This is a genomic window from Ruminococcus sp. NK3A76 (assembly GCF_000686125.1).
Taxonomy (GTDB): domain Bacteria; phylum Bacillota; class Clostridia; order Oscillospirales; family Ruminococcaceae; genus NK3A76.
Map to the genome: position 1 here is coordinate 994,440 of NZ_JMMA01000002.1, position 16,071 is coordinate 1,010,510.

Here is a 16,071-nt window from a genome sequence, read left to right on the forward strand (position 1 = left end):
GGCTTACTATCATCAAACTTTAATAAAGATCTGCCACCACCTTTTGTGTGGTGGCTTTTTTCTGCTGTCTTATCCTTGTATATATGATTTCTTCTTATAACTTCAATTGATTGACTTTGATCCTGAAATATAGTATAATAAATTAATAAGCTGCTAACGGGTCAATCGGTATCGATCTTGGAAAGGAAAAATATGTCATCAATCAATAAAAAAGCAAAACGTTGGGCGTTGGTGGATCAAAGCTTTCTGTCACTGTTCATCACTTTTTCTCTTATTGAACTTACAAATATCGGAGCAGGTATCATTGACGGACTTGTAGTAAGTAATTTTTTCGACCCAGACTCTCTGGCGGCGGTCGGCATAGCAAGCCCGATGTTCAGTATCAGCGGCATCATCAGCGGTCTGTTTGCAACAGGTATGCAGACAATGTGCGCCCAGGAGCTTGGAAAGGGTAATATCAAAGCACTTAACAGGGTCTTCTCGGCAGTATTCTATATCAGTATTGCTGTATCACTTGTATTTATGACAGCAGAGCTTGTATTTGCACCGCAGCTTGCATTTCTGTTCGGAGCTTCCGGCAATGGTGCAGGTCTTGCAGAGCTTTCATCTCAATACATAAGAGGATTAGCGATAGGTTTCCCTGCGATCGTGCTTTCTGTTGTTGTTTCGGCATGCTGTCAGCTTGACAGCGACAGGAAAAGAGTCATGCGTGCCACTATCGTTTATTCGGTCGTTAATATCATTTCCGATCTTATTGTAGTTGTGCTGAAACTTGGAGTTTTTGGTATAGGTCTTGCAACATCTATTGGCATTTATGTGCAGCTCGGGTATCTGCTGCTGCATTTTAAGACTAAGGACAGAATGATCCGCCTGACAAAGCTCGATACAAGCTTAAAAGAAATGCTTGAGATCATGTCACTTGGAACAGAAAAGGCTTTGCGGCGCATAGGAAATGTCATTGCCCCTGTTGTTGTAAACAAGATGATGATACATTACGGTGGTCTACTTGCTATGTCTGCAATGGCCGTTCAGAATAATGTGATGGATTTTGTAGATTTTATGGCAATAGGTCTTGCTGATGCGACTGCTTTACAGGTCGGGGTATTCTATGGCGAAAAAAATGACGAGGCTATCAAAGAAACAGTAAACTGTATTCACCGCAATGCCGTATTATTTCTCGGCACATTATGTATCATTTTACTGATACTTTCAAAACCGATAACCTCTATTTATATTTCCGAGCGAGGAGAGCTTTTCAATATGTCACTATTCGGTGTATATATGACAGGCTTGCTCGCTGTACCGAATGCATTAGTCAGAACAAGAATATCTTATTTGCAGTCTGTACACAAAACAAAAAATATGCAGGCAATGACCTTTCTATTCTTTATCGTTTTTACTATTTTGTGTGCCCTGATACTCGGTAATTTGTTCGGTGCCTACGGTATCCTCGGAACAAAGCTGTTTTCAGCTATACTCACACTTATAACAGTGTGGCTATTCTATGCTGTAAAATGCAAAAAGCTGTTCCCCTCACGGGACAACTATCTGGCACTGCCCGACAGCTTTAAATTAAGCCCCGGAGATGTCATATCTCTTGACATACAAGACACTAATGACGTAATTATTGTTTCCGAGCAGATACAGCTTTTCTGCAAGGGTCACAAGACGGACAGCAAAACAGTAATGAGTGCAGCACTGTGCTTTGAAGAACTGGCTATCAATATCATAAACTTCGGTTTTCCAAAATGCAAGCGCAAGCCCTGTATCGACCTTCGTCTTGTATTTTCAAAAGATGAAATGGTCATGCGTCTGCGTGATAACTGCCCGATGTTCGATGTTGAGCGGTATATTGCCCAGGCTATAGACAGGACGGATAAATCTACTAAAAAAAGGTTTGGCTTGAAAATTATAAGCGGTTTAGCAGACAATATCAGTTATGTTCATTCACTTGAAAATAATAACGTAATTATCAGATTTCCAAATCATTGATATATCGGATAAATATATGAAAACTGCCCCCCCGCTCCTGCCTTTATGGTAAGAACGGGGGCTGAATTTTATTATATGGTTATATATTTAACGCACCATTTAAAGACGAAGCCCTCCCCCGTCCGTTATCTTCTTCATTGTCACGGCTCTCACCCCGTCAATAAGACCTATAATGACAACTCTGTCGCCTTTTTTAAAGCTATTGGCAGCATATTCTGCCGTTTCCTTCCATGCTGTGCAAACGACCACGTCATTCCTGCCGTTTCGTTTGAGATACAGATTAAAACGTGTGAACGTTATCCCGTTTTGTGATTGACGCAAGGTCACATCAGTACATATGATGCCCTCGACCGTGATAGGGGTACTGAATCTCTTTTGCGTACTCAACTGCACCTTTACTTCATTTTTTTCATTAGCAAGCTCCCTGCGCAGTTTGTCAATTTCCTCGTCCTTGTACTCTATGATAGACTTCAGCGCATCTATATATTTCCATGTGGCATCAAGGCTCATTCTTTCACGGAACTGTTCCTTCCATTCATGGGGCATATTCTGAAAGGATTGCAGCTGCATAAGAGTGTCGTATGCAGAACTTACTATCGTTCTGTCAGCCTCTGCCGAGGCTGTGACATATTCCGATACACCTACAGACTCAAAGCGCTCGGGCTTCTCTGCGGCACCTGAGAACAAGGCATTCATTCTCCTGTCGAATTGATCTGCCTCGTCATCACTTAACGGCGTTGAAAATGTAAACTCACTCATAGAATTTTCCTCCTTTTGATACTCCATTCCTTTCGGTCAGAACTGTCTGATTTTCAGCGTATCTATCAGCTTTTATAATTCTTCAAGGTTTTCATCACTCTTGCTGCCGAATTCTTCAAGCCCGAAATTCACACTTATGCCCTCATCAATAATAATGTAATAGCGTGTGTAATAATCGTTGCCCTCGGGCTCTTCGGGGTATTCATAGGCGTAGTTTATTATAACTGTTTCATACCCGTTAATTTTCGTAGTTTCGGTGCTTTTTACTTCAAGTCCGCCGTGAGGTGCGAGTGCGTCTGCATTTATCAAAAGATGATCTGCGTAGGAATCGCCTGCAAGCCTTGTTTCAATACCACCGTTGTTTGAAACAGCCATTGATATTTGCGTGCAGGACGCCGATCGCAGCACTCCACCATATTTTGAAAACGGCGTAAAATCGCCGTTTCCTTATATACTGAATTTCACCTCAATGCCATTTTCATCACTCACATAGACCGCTTCAAGCATAACCGCCGCAAGCTCGTGCTTTTCAGGAATGGAGAGCTTGTCCCAATGCTTCATCGGCTTTTCCAAAGGCGCGGTATCAACCGTCCTGCGCTTGCGAGCCTTAGCTTGCATCTTTCGCTCCAGAGCCGACTTCTGTTCGTGTAGCTCATTGACCGTGTTTTGAATATACTCAAACAGCACCGTATCGGCATCACCGAGCTTTTTCATCAGCTTGCGAATTTCTTCATCTATCTTGATTATCTCAGCCCTCAACGCTTCGGTGTCGGCATCGGGAGCGTCTGCACTTCGCTTTGCGATAACAAGCCGATCGATACGGTCACGCATCGCCTGCAGGGCAGCACTCTCGACTTCTTCGGGACGAAGTTTCAGGAACTTTTTTACACAACCTTTCTTACGGTATGCTCCCGAATCTCTGAGGTATCTGTAACGCTTTCCGCTGTTAGCATTGTCATAGTAGTGAATTTCCAAATGATAGCCGCAGTGACCGCATTTCAGAAATCCCGTCAGCCACGAATGATTGGCGTTCGCATTGTTCGGGATACGCTTGTTATGGGCTTTCTTGTCCTGAACGGCAAGCCATACGCTCGCATCGACCAGCCCCTCATGATACCCGACCTTAACAAAAGTCACTCCCGAACTTCTATGAATAAACACCCCGTGAATACCGTCATACGCTTCAATATCATCGAGTATCTCATAGCCTTTGGAAACGAAAAAAGCGTATACCTCTTTGTCGGCTCTCACATACAGCGGACTTTCAAGAATACGGCTGATGTGACTTCTGTCCATATTGTCTTTTACTTCGCCGTTATGCTTAGAAAGCGTGTAAATATCGTTCTCCTTGAAGTATTCGATCACATCTTTCAGCGAGGTTGACGGCTTCTGATACAAGTCGTAGGCGATCTTTACCGACTCTGCCTGCTCCGATGGGACAAGCACCGAGCCTGTTTTGCAATTCACCGTTCTGCGCTCGGAGGTAAATCCATAGTAGGTCTTACCACCCTGATAGAAGCCTGTTTCCCTTGCTCTTGTGCTGTACGCATCAGCGACACGAGCGGCGATAGTTTCACGCTCAAACTCCGCAAAATTCAGCAGATTGTTTCGCATCATACGCCCTTCTTTTGTCTCCGTATTGAAAGGCTCTGAAAGAGAATAAACGGTCACACCATAGCGGTCAAGTTCGTCCGTGATATTCAAGTATTCCCTCATATTTCTGCTGAAACGGTCATACTTCTTCACAACAATTCTGCTGATAAGACCGTCACGGGCGTCCTGCATCATCTGCATAAATGCGGGACGGTGCTGAACATCTTTTCCCGATTTTCCATCGTCACAATATACCTGATATTCGCAGTCTCCAACGAACCTGATACATTCCTCCCTCTGTGCGGAAATGGACAGCGAATTGTTGCCCTTATCCTTGTCGCTCACGGAACGGCGGACATAGATTGCCGTAATTCCGTTATTGTTAGTTGTTGTCTTTTTCATATTATCGACCTCCGATTAGTATCAACTTGTTGATACGGCAATCGTACAGCCGATATTGCGGTATCTATATTGTAGCGCATATCGGCTGAGATTGCAAGTTTTTTTCAAAATTTTACTCAGCGATATACTTTGTGAGAATGTCATAGATACGGTTGATCTTCGCTACCCGAATCGTTTCGGGGACACTCTCGGGACAGGTGACTTTTACTTTAAACGCCTTGCCCTTATCGGAGATCATAGTACCTGCCTTCTCTCTGTCTACGGCAGTAGTTGTCTCTTTCAAATTTTTCCTTTCCGCCTGCGATATTTTTCTCTCTACACGCAATGGCTTTTAGTTGCAGGGTCGTTACTCCTGCACGGAACGTTTTGTTGTCGGATATATATTTAATCCGAGTAAGGATCATTCTTCTCAAAGAAAGAAGTCTGACCGAGCATTTCTTCCTCGTCATCATCATCGGCATAGCTGTTATCCGACACAGGTTCATCATCAGCACCGGACGTAGCCGCCTGCTCGTGTTCTCTTGCAATCATATCCGCAAGAGCCTGTCCCTCACAGCTATACTGTTTGCAAAGCGACTGATAGATCAGCAGAGCTTTCTGCTCACTCAGTTTTTCACATTCAGCCGTATCAGTCTTGATACGCTCTTTCAGCTTGCCGATCTTCTCATCGAGCTTCATGATCTTCTTTGCGATGTCAGCCATATCATCACCACCGTTCATTTCGATTTCGGGATTATACCCGATGATAATATTATAGCGCGCAATACCTTACTTTGTCTATTGGCAGTGCGCATGAACTTTGGTGTGCCAGATGAGTTTTGCGTTCGACAAGTTGTTATGGGGAATTTGATTTTATCACGAAGTCGCATAGCTCCAAACGTTCTAAGGAGTGACTATGCGACTATGAGAGTTCGCTCAGAAATATTTTCACGAAAGCGATAAAAATAAACCATTCCGACCTGAACGGTCGGAAGAATATCAAAATCAAACCCAGCAAGCTCTGCATATTGTGTACACAAGTTCACAATATGCGCTGGCTTTCAAACCCAGCAAGTAGGAACGCCCAAATGGAGACGTGTCATTACATTTATACTAATGCGTTCTGTTTGTTTGAAAGTGCCTTGTCAAGGAACTTGTAATAGATATGGATTTTTCTCGGCGTGTTACGGTTGTCAGGAGCATCTTCAATTGTGATATACTCCACAAGGTCGAGAATCATTTCACGGGTGAGAACCTCAAAGCCTGCATACTTTTTCAGTCGGCGGATAAACTCGTCAACATCTCGTTCGTCCTGATTATTTGCTTCAAGGCGTTCATGTATAAAGTCAAGCTCTGCCTGCAAGGTCGTGTTTTCTTCCTGATACTTGTCTATCAGTTTAACGCATACCTCTTCGGGTACTTTGCCGAGAACCATGTTTTCATAAACGCTCTGCGTAAGTGTGTCAAGCTCTGTGATACGATGCTCAATCTCACGCTTACGCTTGGTGTCAATAGCTGTCTGCGAGGTACGATCTCCCGACTTCTTTTCGATGAACTGTTTCCTCGCCTTATCCTCATCAATAATAAGGTTCAGTTTGGACTGAATATCGGCAATAACAAGTGTTTCAAGAACCTTGCCGTTTATGGTATGTGTCGTGCAATAGTTACTGCCGTAACGTGCGTGATAACCGCAGGTGTATCCCGTGCCGTGTTCCTTATTCCTGCGGTTCACCCATATCTGCTTCATCTTGTAACCGCAATCGGCACAATAGAGCAGACCTGAAAATGTCGGAACAAAACCTCTGCTGTCTTTCTTTCCTCGGCTTACGGATTTTTCATACTCACGAACCTTATCCCACAATTCCTGAGAAATAATCGGCTCATGGTTGTTTTCAATTACGATCCAGTCCTCTTCGTTTGTAGGGATACGCTTATGGTTTTTGTAGCTGACGGTCGGTCTCCGCTGCTGTGCGAGTGTTCCGATGTAGATCGGATTCCTGAGAATATGATAAATACACTCTTTGCTCCACAGGTGTGTCATAGAGATTGGATTTGTCTTGCCGAGTTTCTGATAAAGATAATCAGAGGGCGGCAGGATTTTTTCTGCATTGAGTATCTCGGATATTTTCTTTGTGCCGATCCCCTTTGCTCTCAGCTCAAATATACGGCGGACAACGGCAGCGGCTTCGGGGTCAATGGTAGGTGTATACTTTCCGTCATCTGCTTTGGTATATCCGTATGCTGCAAAAGAACATTTGTATTTTCCAGCCTTTGCTCCTGCTTCTGTGACAGCACGGAGTTTCTTGGAAGTGTTGGCGCTGTGCCATTCGTTGAAAATGTTCATGATAGGCATCATGTCCATTCCTGCACTCTGCGAATTAGCGGTATCCACATTATCCGTGAGAGCTATGAAACGGATATTATACATTGGAAATATGTAGTCCGTGTACTGCCCCACTTGGATATAGTTGCGTCCAAAACGAGAAAGGTCTTTACACAAAATCAGATTGATCTTGCCTGCCTTTGCATCGTCAAGCATACGCTGTACGCCGGGTCTGTCGAAGCTCACGCCCGAAATTCCATCGTCGATATACTCGTCATAAATCGTCCAGCCCTGTTCCGAAACATAGTCGGTAAGTATCTTTCTCTGGTTGTCAATGGAGAGTGATTCTCCTGCGCGTTCATCATCTTTGGAAAGTCGCATATAGATGCCCACGTTGTAATTATTCTGCTTTGGTAACATATAACTCCTTTCTCCCAAAGCAACTACTTTTGATATATACTATTATAGCATAGATCATCAGAAGAGTCCAGTGCTTTGGAAGCTGTTTTTCTTTTGTTCTGTATTTTTTTCAGGCGTGAAGAACTTCGTCCATTGCCTGATTGTAGGCGTTCCTGTATACAACTTCATCGAGGTCTTTCTTGCCCGTGTAATGGCTGATGATTATATATTTTCTCCCCTCGATTTCAAACTCCTGTTCCTGTGTCGGGCAGTCCTTGTACTGCTCGTTAAGCTCTTTTGCATTTGTAGTTTTCATTGTAATGTTCCTTTCTATCTCTCTATAGGATTACAACTTATGTTTATGGCGTATAGGCGTATATCTGCCTTTGTTACGGGGTTTTCGGCGTATATGCAGGGCGTATGATTTTGATAACGGCGTATTTTTATACGCCATTTTGTAAGGCATACGCCGTTACTATACGCCGATTATCCTTATTCTATGGGCTTTATACGCCTATACGCCGTTTTTGACGGTCGGCATATTATTGGTAGCTGAACGTAAGAGCGATACCTTTGAAACCTCTGACATTCCTGCCATTGCTTACAATATTCGTGGAATATGCGATGCTGTATTTATCCTCATTCTGCTTTACCCATGAAATGAATGTCTCACGTTTCAAAGCAGTCAGAGCGTTATCCTCGCACCAACGATTGTAACTGTCATACAGTGCCGATGATGTAACGCACAGCTTTTCACCATAGTTCACACGGCTGCTGTCTGAAAGATAATCGGGGATATTACAGCTATCCTGCATTGTCTCCTTGACATTCAGCTTTGCCTTGTCCGAGATCGTGAAGCGGTAATTATTCGCTACCAGTCTGCGGAGACCGTCGAACATCCAGCAGAATATTTTGTCTTTCTCTGCGATAAACTTGTCTGCGATGTGCGGATCAACAACACGGTTCTCAGGCGGTGTCAGCGTTGTGAGAATGATCATTCGGCGTGAAAATCCCTGACTCTTATCATAGAGCGCTTTCGGGCTGCCGTTGCCGAAACATAACAGACGGGTGTATAACAACGCCTGTTCCGACTGCTTGCCTTTGGCTTCAACATCTATCGGTATCTCTGCTGTTACAAGGTTTTTGATGTACCCCGTGGACGGTAATGCCGACATCTGCATATCATCATCGACCATGAGGAGCTTATCTTTCAGATTGTAGCGGAAAAAGCGGTCGTTTTCGATACGCTGAAAATTGCCCGTTATCATGTTATCCCCGAATATCTCACGGAGAACGATTGCTATTCGGGACTTGCCCTCGCCGCCCTGCCCGATAATGAACATCATCTTCTGTCCTTTGGTGGACGGTATCAACAGATAGCCGAGATACTCCTGCAAGGTATTCACATCTTCGGGCGTGAGAAGCTCCAGCAGGAACGTCAGGAACTTTTCTGGGTAATATGCACCACTGTTCCATATTTCAGGCTTGTACCACACATTCAGGCGGTTGATGCAGAATTCCTTTCGTGGATAGAAATTGCCGTTCAGGTCGAGCTTTCCGTTCAGCAGATGTATGTACCGTGTGTCGGGCAGAAGCGGTTTGCTGTAACAATAGTGACGGAGGGTGTCCATGATGAGCGTTACCTTTTTCGGCAGTCCGAACCATACCGCCTGTCTGAGCATTCTGTATATCTCATTGCCCAGTGCGTTTTCATCAACAAGCCCGTCATAATCATAGAACCGTCCGCCGATACATTTCAGAGGGTGTTTCTCCGTGAACATCTTGCAAAACTTCATCTCGTTGATCGTCAGCTTGTCCACCATCCAGTCAGGTAACTCACGCTCCTGTTTTTTCTTTTCAGCAGGTGGTTCGGGAAGCGGTGCATCATTTTGAACTTCATCAGACGGCATTGCTGCAATATCCTGTTCCATTTCTGCTTCGACCTCTGCCCGCAGTCTTTCAAGCTCCTGTTCTTCATTCTCCCCATTCATCAAGAATTCGTTTGTATTCTCGCTCAATCCTGTCTACCTCCATCTTTATTTCTTGCTGCCCCACCACATCGGTGCGGTTGAATGTTTCAAGCAGATACTCAGCATAGCCGATATTCTGCAAAGCGTATACGAAACGCTTGTCCGTTTCCTCATCGGGAGAAGTCGGAACATAGAGCATTCTGTACTTGTCCAGCAAAGTAAAGTACCTGAGCAGAACATCATACATATGCTCCACCCTTGCTTTCTCTGCCTTGCGTTCGGCGATCTCCCTGCGCCGTCTGTTGACTGCTTCCATATCGGGCGGTTTGTCCACGTCCAGACCAAGCCCGAAATCGGAGTTGAGCTGTTTCACCGCTTCGATCGGTTTCAGCCCGAAAAGCTCCTGCACGAGCTTAATAACATCGCCGTGTGCCTGACAGCCGAAACAGTAATAATGGTCGTCATACAGCTTGCAGGACGGGTGGCGCTCCATGTGGAACGGACAGAGAGCCATGTTGCCACGGTGTAATTCAACACCATAGTGACGAGCTGCTGTCGGAACATCGACAAGCTCTTTTACTTCTTCAAAAATAGTCATGTTTTACCTCCCTATGACTTGAAACAAATAGCGCTTTATGCTATAATATATTTTGGAAAATTATGCGACAGGAGTGAAAGCTATGTACTGTGATTTTAGTAATGTAACAGACATTCTTTATCGAAACAGAAAGTCATCTAAATACATTACCTACAACAATATCGTCAATACATTGTTCGGTACATATTTAAAGGATAATAATATCTATGAATTTCCTGATTATACGCTTACTAAACTCCATAAAGGCAGCATCGGAGTATCTCCTGAGTTAAAAGACTACTATCAAGATGCCGCACCTGATAAAATGAAAGAAAATATCAAGTCTGCACTGGAATATATTTTCGATAAGCCAAATACTTATCATGAATTATACCGTCTTATTCAGTATGACGATACACTTTCATCTTCCATGCGCCGTAGTATTTTAAGCAGTTTTTCTGTAGACTTCACTGATGACTCTGCTCTGATTGACCTTATCTATGAATCAATCTATATCGCTGTGACTCGTCTTTATTACAAAGACGAGGGCATTGTTGCAGCCAAATACTTTTACGATGATCTCATAGCAGTTGATGATGTGCTTTTTAAAAATAACGAATATGTCCCGCCCTGCAAGCATTTCTGCGGACGTTCCAAAGAACTGGACGAACTTCATGCTGTTGTATCTGATAATTCTACCGTTATCATAACGGGCGTTGCAGGCATTGGTAAGAGCGAGCTTGTCCGTGCCTACGCCAAAGATCACCGAAAAGAGTATCAGTATTTTGGGTACTACTTTTACGGTGGCAGCCTGAAAGATATTATTGCAAATGTTGTTCATGATGCTCTGGCTACGGAATCAGACCTGAATACCCGTTATCAGCGTAATCTTGAATTGCTGTCCTCTCTCGGAGAAAAGGCATTGCTGATCATCGACAACTACAATGTTACTCCCGATGAAGATGAATGCTTCGATGATGTATGCGACCTGAAATGCAAGGTGATCTTCACATCGCATATGCGTTTCGAGGACTATGCAACATATGAACTGCGGGCATTCCGTCATGCCGATGATGTAAAGACGCTCACAAAGTATTTCTATCAGTATAAGGAAGATGAATGGAAATGCTTGTTGCAGATATACGGCGTTTTCGATATGCATACATTCTGCGTTGAGCTGTGTGCAAAGGCATTTACAAAGGGTGCGTTCTCTCCGAAAACACTGTATAAGAATCTCAAATCTTTTAAAATCAGGGATTTTGCCGAAAAGCTGTCAGCAAAAAAGGATAAGCACCCAAAAAAGAAAACATATTTCGATCATATCAGAGAACTGTTCAATTTGTTGGGGCTTCCTGAACGCCATAAGCAGGTTTTAAGGGTCATGGTATTTGCTCCTGTTTTTGGGTTCAGAAAAGACTTTCTTGCTAAGATCATGAACCTGAAAAATATGGTGATAGTTGAAGACCTGATAGATGTTGGTCTACTCTATGAGAACTATAAAGGCAGGGTCAATATTCAGTCTGTTGTTGCGGAGGTTGTCCGCTCGGAACTGGAAACCAATAATGAGACCTGTTCCGATTTTATTGAGACAGTTCGTGCGCTTTGCCTGAATGAAGAAAACACGATCAAGGCTGGCGAAAGAACGATCTTGCAGATGGTCGCTGCTGTTTTTTGGAGTATGGATTTTAGCGATACCGATTTTCAGCTCCGTTTTGTCCATGATTGTTTCAAATTTACGGAGCATATGGGAGAAAGCAGTCTGAATGATGCGATGATCGCTTTTGAGCAAAACAATCACAGAGAGTCTCACGAATTAAAAACGCTGTATCTTTCCGATGCTGCAGCATATGAAATGATAAAAAAGCATTTGGATAATGCAATTTATTATCAGATGCAAGCCGTAGAATGTTCAAAAAACTGCGATAATAATGTTCTATTACAAGCAAATACCGTGAACACCTACGGCTATTATCTGAACCTTGCCGACCGGAAGGAAGATGCGTTAAAGGAAATGCAGATAGGGCTTACCCTGTTCGATCAGCTTGACGGTGACGGCGTGTTTTATTTTGATAAGTATCGTGCAATCATCAATTATGGTGATCTGCTGTTCTCTCTCGGTTATACCGATGAAGCTATAAAGCAAGTATCCGCCGCCGTAAGCTCATTGCGTGAATTGGAATTGCAGGATACAGAGGTCTATGCGGATTGCATTTATTCCCTCGGTCTGTATCATGTTTGTGTGAATGATACCTCAGCAGGTGATGAGCTTGTGAGTGCATTCCGCATTTTCATTGACCTCTACGGCAGGGATTCCGACTTCGTGCAGACAAGAGCTGCGGAGCTTCTAAGCTACATCGAAACTGCTCATATCAACCTTACTGACTATGAGCCACTAAAGCAACTACTCGGAGAATAATGTCTACTGCCACAAGGACAGGAGAAGCATAGTACAGTAAATCCTTGAAAGTCTTTACTTTGCGGAAACGCTCCACTGACCTGGCAATCTTTCTTGAAGCCTTTTCCGCCGCTTCGGTTGCGTTTTTCACATTTTCGGTGCAGGAAGTTATATCCTTCTCCATCTGATCGCTGTTCGCCTGCACATATTGCATCAGCTCGTTGATGGCTTCTTTCTCCTGCACCTTGACCTGATGATAGATGCTGTAAACGCTGTCAGCGACCTCTGTCCTTACGCTTTTTGCGTACTGCTCTTGCAGGCTCAGGTTCTGCATCTGATGTTCGGACAACCTTTGTATTTCGGCGTTTATAGCTGTCGAATAGTTCTTCAAAAGTTGGCACATCTTTAACGTTGCCGTTACCAGAAGGAGAACCCTCTCGTCCCTCTGTGCGTCCACCGAGGATACTCCGATCTCCTCCGCCATTTCCCGAACTCTCGTTTCTATTGCGTTCAGTTCCGGAAGCGGTGTTTCCTGCTTGTGCGTTTTCTGAGATTCCATTACTGCTGCCCCCTGTCTCTGTGCTTTGAGCGAGCGTTCGTACTCCCTGTGGATACGCTCCGCTTCTTTTATCATCTGTTCCCGTGTGAAGAGTGCTGTTTGCTGTTTGGGTTCTGTCGGTGGTTTGCCTTTTGCCTCTTGTGGTAACTTCTGCGAGGTCTCGTTCTTCATGTCCTCGCCAAATCTTGGTAAGCTCATAGTTGATTCCTTTCACTGTGTATTTATCACCCAGCTTACTGCCTCTGACCGAGACAAGTTTACCGTTCTTGTCGGTAAAATTCGGGTGACGGTAGGATATGGTGTTGCCCTTGACACGGCACTCCACATGATAATGCTTCATCAGGGCAGCTACTACATCTTCTAAAGTCTTGTTGTTCGGGTCGGCGCACTCGATACGAATAACCTCCCGAAGTTCATCTTTGAATGTTTCCTTGCCCTTGGCTTTCATCTGTATCTCTGCAAAGGTTTCCTTGTCACGGTCAGGATTTTCATTGAAATAATCCTTGCGGACGGAGTTTACAAGCCCTCGCTTCATGCATTGCTCTCCGAAAAACTCACACATATCATAAAGGTCACGCTGGTTGCGGCGGTATGCTCTGCCTGTCTCGATATGACAGTTGCCTATCAGGAAGTGAACGTGCTTGTGCGGTTTATCAGTATGAACAGCAAATAGCACCTCATATCCCTGAAAATACTTATCAGCGAACTCCTTTGCGATGCGAAACACTTCATCGTAAGTGAGCTTGTCGTTATCATTGGGAGAGAAGGATATTGACATCTTGAAAGCAAGATTATTCTTGCCGTTCGGACGTTTACCAAACAGGTTCCTTGTCATGAGAACATCACGGGCGTAGTTATCACGGTCGCAGCCCATGCCCCAATAGAGGTTGGGGGCAGTCTTTACCACTCCGTCCCGTATCTGCTCAGGCAGTCTGCCCAGCATATAGTCTGCTGCCTTTTGAAGCTGAACGGCTGTTTTGCAGGGCTGATAATCGACATTGACGTTCCCGAACATTATTTACTGCCCTTGATACTGAACATCGGGTCGCTGATGAAGTCGGCAAGCTGTGCCATGACCTTATCATTAGTACGGCGAATAGCTCCGATCTCGGCTCTGACCTTATCGTCCTGTCCGATGTTTGAGAAGTAGGCAAGCTGATTGAGGTTTGTACCTATCTTCCTGATCTCATGGATAAGAGGATTGATGCTCTCTTCGATGGAGTAAATACGCACCTCACTGTTGCGTATTGCCTGCATCAGATAGTCGGTCTTGCTCAGTCCACTTGCCTTGTGCTTGGTATTCCAAAGCTGAAGCTCCTCGTCAGTTAGTTTCAGGCTGATAGAGTGATAGCGTTTGCGATTAACCATTGTCGCTCCTTTCTGCCGCTGTGCGGCTCTTGGGGGAAGGTCTCGGAGGGGGAACGTCTCTGAGCAGGTAGCCGATGTGTCACTACATCGGTCCTACCTGCCCGGCGCAAATCCGAGCCGGACTCTCGTCTTGTTCCTACAAGACTTTCGATCTTAAGTATCGAATTTAAGCCTCGCTCTTCTGAGCGTTAGGCGCTCGATCCTGCAAATTCTTCATGATATTTGCAGGATTTCTTTTTACGCATAAAATGCTATCAGGCATTTTTGCGATATGCACCTTACTTTTTCATCATATATCATTTCACTTCCGAAACAATATTCCCCGATATATGTTTGTGTGTATTAGTAAATCAACCGCCGATAAAACCGAAGTCGATGGCAGAATAGTCCACATTATCGCCGTTCTCGGTGTTATTATTACTTTCTGTCACTGAGGAAACAGCAGTCTGCGGTGTCGGTATAGGATAACCTGCACTGAGACCGAGCATCAGACTTGCAAGGAACTTTGGCATTTCAGCGATAAACGCCTTGCCGACCTCGCTGACGATCTGCTGAACGAAACGCTCCTCACGCTGTCGGTTCTCGAAATAGGGATCATCCGAGAGTTTCTGCATACGGTCGAAATACTCGTTGACTGCCTTGACAACGGCGGTGTTGCCCGACTTCACCTTATCCTTATCAATGCTGTGCAGATATTCCCACGCCTTAGCGTGTTCGGGATTGTCAAGGTTGAAGCGAAAACAGGTCATCTTCACCATATTACTTGCCCTCCTTCCTGAGCTGTGCAATAGCAAACTCCTCGTAGCCCTTAGCCGATGCACATATATCTCCGATGATCGTCACACGGTCATGCTCGTATGTACCGAAGTTCTCAATGAGCTTACCGCCGCCGCCCGTGATGTAGAGCCGCATTAGCTTCGGGTCATACTCATACTTACGGAGCAAAGAGAAGATGCCGTCAGCATAATCCGAGATAGCCTGTCTGAGAATCTCGGCATACTCGCTGTCAATATCAGCGTTTCCATAGCGAATCATGCTCTGAATGATTGTCTCGTCTACGGTTACACCGAGCTTGTTCATCATGGCATTGGATGCAGCCTTGACACACTGGTTCACGCCCATTTTCTCGGTGTAGCTCTGCGTGGTGATCGGCTTGCGGTTGTTGATCTTCATGATGTTGACTGTGCCGTTGCCGATGTCTGCGAGCATATTCAGCCCTGTCATGTCTTTCAGATACGGAACAACAGCGGCATAGCCCTGCGGAAATACGGAACAGCCCACAATGCGGACGGAGTAGAGCTTGTCCTCATACTTGAAGTCCACGCTCTCCCTCTGGAGCATATACTTGCGGAAGTCCTCTCTCTGACGATTAACCCAGGTTAGCGGCAGTCCGACTGCGAGATGTACGTCTGCGGAAGCGATGCCCTCACGGTTCAACTCACGAGCGATGCCCATAAGAGTAAAAAGGTAGTTGTCATTGTCCTGCCACTTGTCCGGCAGATACTCCTTGTGTCCCTCACCAATCAGATAGTAGCTGCCGTCATAGTACAGCGTGTTCTTTGTGAAGGTCGGTGCGGCATCGAGCTTCGTGATGCCTGTGGGTGTGACCGTGTTGGCGGTCTTGATGTTTCCGTAACCGTGGTCAATGCCTACGATCAGGAAGTTGTTGTATCTTTTCATTTGATACCCTCCGTATATAAATGTTGTAGTCGGCTCTGAGATATTGTCGCTATCTCTTGAACCTGAAACCATTAT

16 protein-coding genes are annotated in these 16,071 nt (G+C 44.8%); 2 read left to right on the forward strand and 14 right to left on the reverse strand.

Annotated features, from left to right (window positions below; translation table 11 throughout):
* Positions 1–192: 192 nt before the first annotated feature.
* Positions 193–1,992 carry an MATE family efflux transporter gene (locus CD05_RS0104600; RefSeq protein WP_028509498.1) on the forward strand — a complete coding sequence of 600 codons (1,800 nt, stop codon included), beginning with the start codon at positions 193–195 and terminating at the stop codon, positions 1,990–1,992.
* A gap of 99 nt (positions 1,993–2,091) precedes the next feature.
* Here the strand turns inward: CD05_RS0104600 and CD05_RS0104605 are convergent, their stop codons facing one another.
* From CD05_RS0104605 to CD05_RS0104645, 9 genes are all read right to left on the reverse strand, one after another.
* The gene (locus tag CD05_RS0104605; RefSeq protein WP_028509499.1) at positions 2,092–2,751 is read right to left on the reverse strand and encodes a single-stranded DNA-binding protein; all 660 of its coding nucleotides are present in this window, start codon (positions 2,749–2,751) and stop codon (positions 2,092–2,094) included.
* A 72-nt stretch (positions 2,752–2,823) separates the two neighbouring features.
* Complete coding sequence (locus CD05_RS0104610; RefSeq protein WP_028509500.1) at positions 2,824–3,126, reverse strand: hypothetical protein; 303 nt, start codon at positions 3,124–3,126, stop codon at positions 2,824–2,826.
* Between the two features lie 72 nt (positions 3,127–3,198).
* On the reverse strand, positions 3,199–4,746 hold the full coding sequence (locus tag CD05_RS0104615; protein ID WP_028509501.1) for a recombinase family protein: 1,548 nt from the start codon (positions 4,744–4,746) through the stop codon (positions 3,199–3,201).
* Between the two features lie 112 nt (positions 4,747–4,858).
* Positions 4,859–5,029, reverse strand: coding sequence for a hypothetical protein (locus tag CD05_RS0104620; RefSeq protein ID WP_156947311.1), 171 nt, complete (start codon positions 5,027–5,029; stop codon positions 4,859–4,861).
* A 101-nt stretch (positions 5,030–5,130) separates the two neighbouring features.
* A complete protein-coding gene (locus CD05_RS0104625; protein WP_028509503.1) occupies positions 5,131–5,448 on the reverse strand; it encodes a hypothetical protein in 318 nt (105 codons plus the stop codon).
* A gap of 385 nt (positions 5,449–5,833) precedes the next feature.
* The gene (locus CD05_RS0104630) at positions 5,834–7,468 is read right to left on the reverse strand and encodes a recombinase family protein (protein WP_028509504.1); all 1,635 of its coding nucleotides are present in this window, start codon (positions 7,466–7,468) and stop codon (positions 5,834–5,836) included.
* A 109-nt stretch (positions 7,469–7,577) separates the two neighbouring features.
* Complete coding sequence (locus CD05_RS0104635; protein WP_028509505.1) at positions 7,578–7,763, reverse strand: hypothetical protein; 186 nt, start codon at positions 7,761–7,763, stop codon at positions 7,578–7,580.
* A 226-nt stretch (positions 7,764–7,989) separates the two neighbouring features.
* Entirely contained in the window at positions 7,990–9,465 is a 1,476-nt protein-coding gene (locus CD05_RS17510) for a phage/plasmid primase, P4 family (protein ID WP_242841230.1), read from the reverse strand.
* Positions 9,422–10,015: a CHC2 zinc finger domain-containing protein gene (locus tag CD05_RS0104645; protein ID WP_028509506.1), complete on the reverse strand. Its 594-nt coding sequence runs from the start codon at positions 10,013–10,015 to the stop codon at positions 9,422–9,424. The genes CD05_RS17510 and CD05_RS0104645 overlap by 44 nt, the downstream gene beginning before the upstream one ends.
* A gap of 82 nt (positions 10,016–10,097) precedes the next feature.
* On the opposite strand from CD05_RS0104645, the gene CD05_RS0104650 reads away from it, so the two are divergent.
* Complete coding sequence (locus CD05_RS0104650) at positions 10,098–12,410, forward strand: ATP-binding protein (RefSeq protein WP_028509507.1); 2,313 nt, start codon at positions 10,098–10,100, stop codon at positions 12,408–12,410.
* Here the strand turns inward: CD05_RS0104650 and CD05_RS20265 are convergent.
* The 5 genes from CD05_RS20265 to CD05_RS0104670 form a co-directional block, all read right to left on the reverse strand.
* Complete coding sequence (locus CD05_RS20265) at positions 12,370–12,723, reverse strand: hypothetical protein (protein ID WP_084262102.1); 354 nt, start codon at positions 12,721–12,723, stop codon at positions 12,370–12,372. The two genes, CD05_RS0104650 and CD05_RS20265, sit on opposite strands and share 41 nt — an antisense overlap.
* On the reverse strand, positions 12,665–13,963 hold the full coding sequence (locus CD05_RS0104655) for a relaxase/mobilization nuclease domain-containing protein (RefSeq protein ID WP_028509508.1): 1,299 nt from the start codon (positions 13,961–13,963) through the stop codon (positions 12,665–12,667). Before CD05_RS0104655 ends, CD05_RS20265 begins: the two co-directional genes overlap by 59 nt.
* Positions 13,963–14,316, reverse strand: coding sequence for a plasmid mobilization relaxosome protein MobC (locus CD05_RS0104660; RefSeq protein WP_028509509.1), 354 nt, complete (start codon positions 14,314–14,316; stop codon positions 13,963–13,965). The genes CD05_RS0104655 and CD05_RS0104660 overlap by 1 nt, the downstream gene beginning before the upstream one ends.
* 350 nt (positions 14,317–14,666) lie before the next feature.
* Positions 14,667–15,074, reverse strand: a complete 408-nt coding sequence (locus CD05_RS0104665) for a hypothetical protein (RefSeq protein ID WP_037322804.1) — start codon at positions 15,072–15,074, stop codon at positions 14,667–14,669.
* A 1-nt stretch (position 15,075) separates the two neighbouring features.
* Positions 15,076–15,996, reverse strand: a complete 921-nt coding sequence (locus CD05_RS0104670) for a ParM/StbA family protein (protein WP_028509511.1) — start codon at positions 15,994–15,996, stop codon at positions 15,076–15,078.
* Between the last annotated feature and the right edge of the window lie 75 nt (positions 15,997–16,071).

Coding starts and splice junctions, on each gene's coding strand:
- CD05_RS0104600 (WP_028509498.1), top strand. CDS start 193: ATGTCATCAATCAATAAAAAAGCAAAACGTTGGGCGTTGGTGGATCAA.
- CD05_RS0104605 (WP_028509499.1), bottom strand. CDS start 2,751: ATGAGTGAGTTTACATTTTCAACGCCGTTAAGTGATGACGAGGCAGAT.
- CD05_RS0104610 (WP_028509500.1), bottom strand. CDS start 3,126: ATGGCTGTTTCAAACAACGGTGGTATTGAAACAAGGCTTGCAGGCGAT.
- CD05_RS0104615 (WP_028509501.1), bottom strand. CDS start 4,746: ATGAAAAAGACAACAACTAACAATAACGGAATTACGGCAATCTATGTC.
- CD05_RS0104625 (WP_028509503.1), bottom strand. CDS start 5,448: ATGGCTGACATCGCAAAGAAGATCATGAAGCTCGATGAGAAGATCGGC.
- CD05_RS0104630 (WP_028509504.1), bottom strand. CDS start 7,468: ATGTTACCAAAGCAGAATAATTACAACGTGGGCATCTATATGCGACTT.
- CD05_RS0104635 (WP_028509505.1), bottom strand. CDS start 7,763: ATGAAAACTACAAATGCAAAAGAGCTTAACGAGCAGTACAAGGACTGC.
- CD05_RS0104645 (WP_028509506.1), bottom strand. CDS start 10,015: ATGACTATTTTTGAAGAAGTAAAAGAGCTTGTCGATGTTCCGACAGCA.
- CD05_RS0104650 (WP_028509507.1), top strand. CDS start 10,098: ATGTACTGTGATTTTAGTAATGTAACAGACATTCTTTATCGAAACAGA.
- CD05_RS20265 (WP_084262102.1), bottom strand. CDS start 12,723: ATGCAGAACCTGAGCCTGCAAGAGCAGTACGCAAAAAGCGTAAGGACA.
- CD05_RS0104655 (WP_028509508.1), bottom strand. CDS start 13,963: ATGTTCGGGAACGTCAATGTCGATTATCAGCCCTGCAAAACAGCCGTT.
- CD05_RS0104660 (WP_028509509.1), bottom strand. CDS start 14,316: ATGGTTAATCGCAAACGCTATCACTCTATCAGCCTGAAACTAACTGAC.
- CD05_RS0104665 (WP_037322804.1), bottom strand. CDS start 15,074: ATGGTGAAGATGACCTGTTTTCGCTTCAACCTTGACAATCCCGAACAC.
- CD05_RS0104670 (WP_028509511.1), bottom strand. CDS start 15,996: ATGAAAAGATACAACAACTTCCTGATCGTAGGCATTGACCACGGTTAC.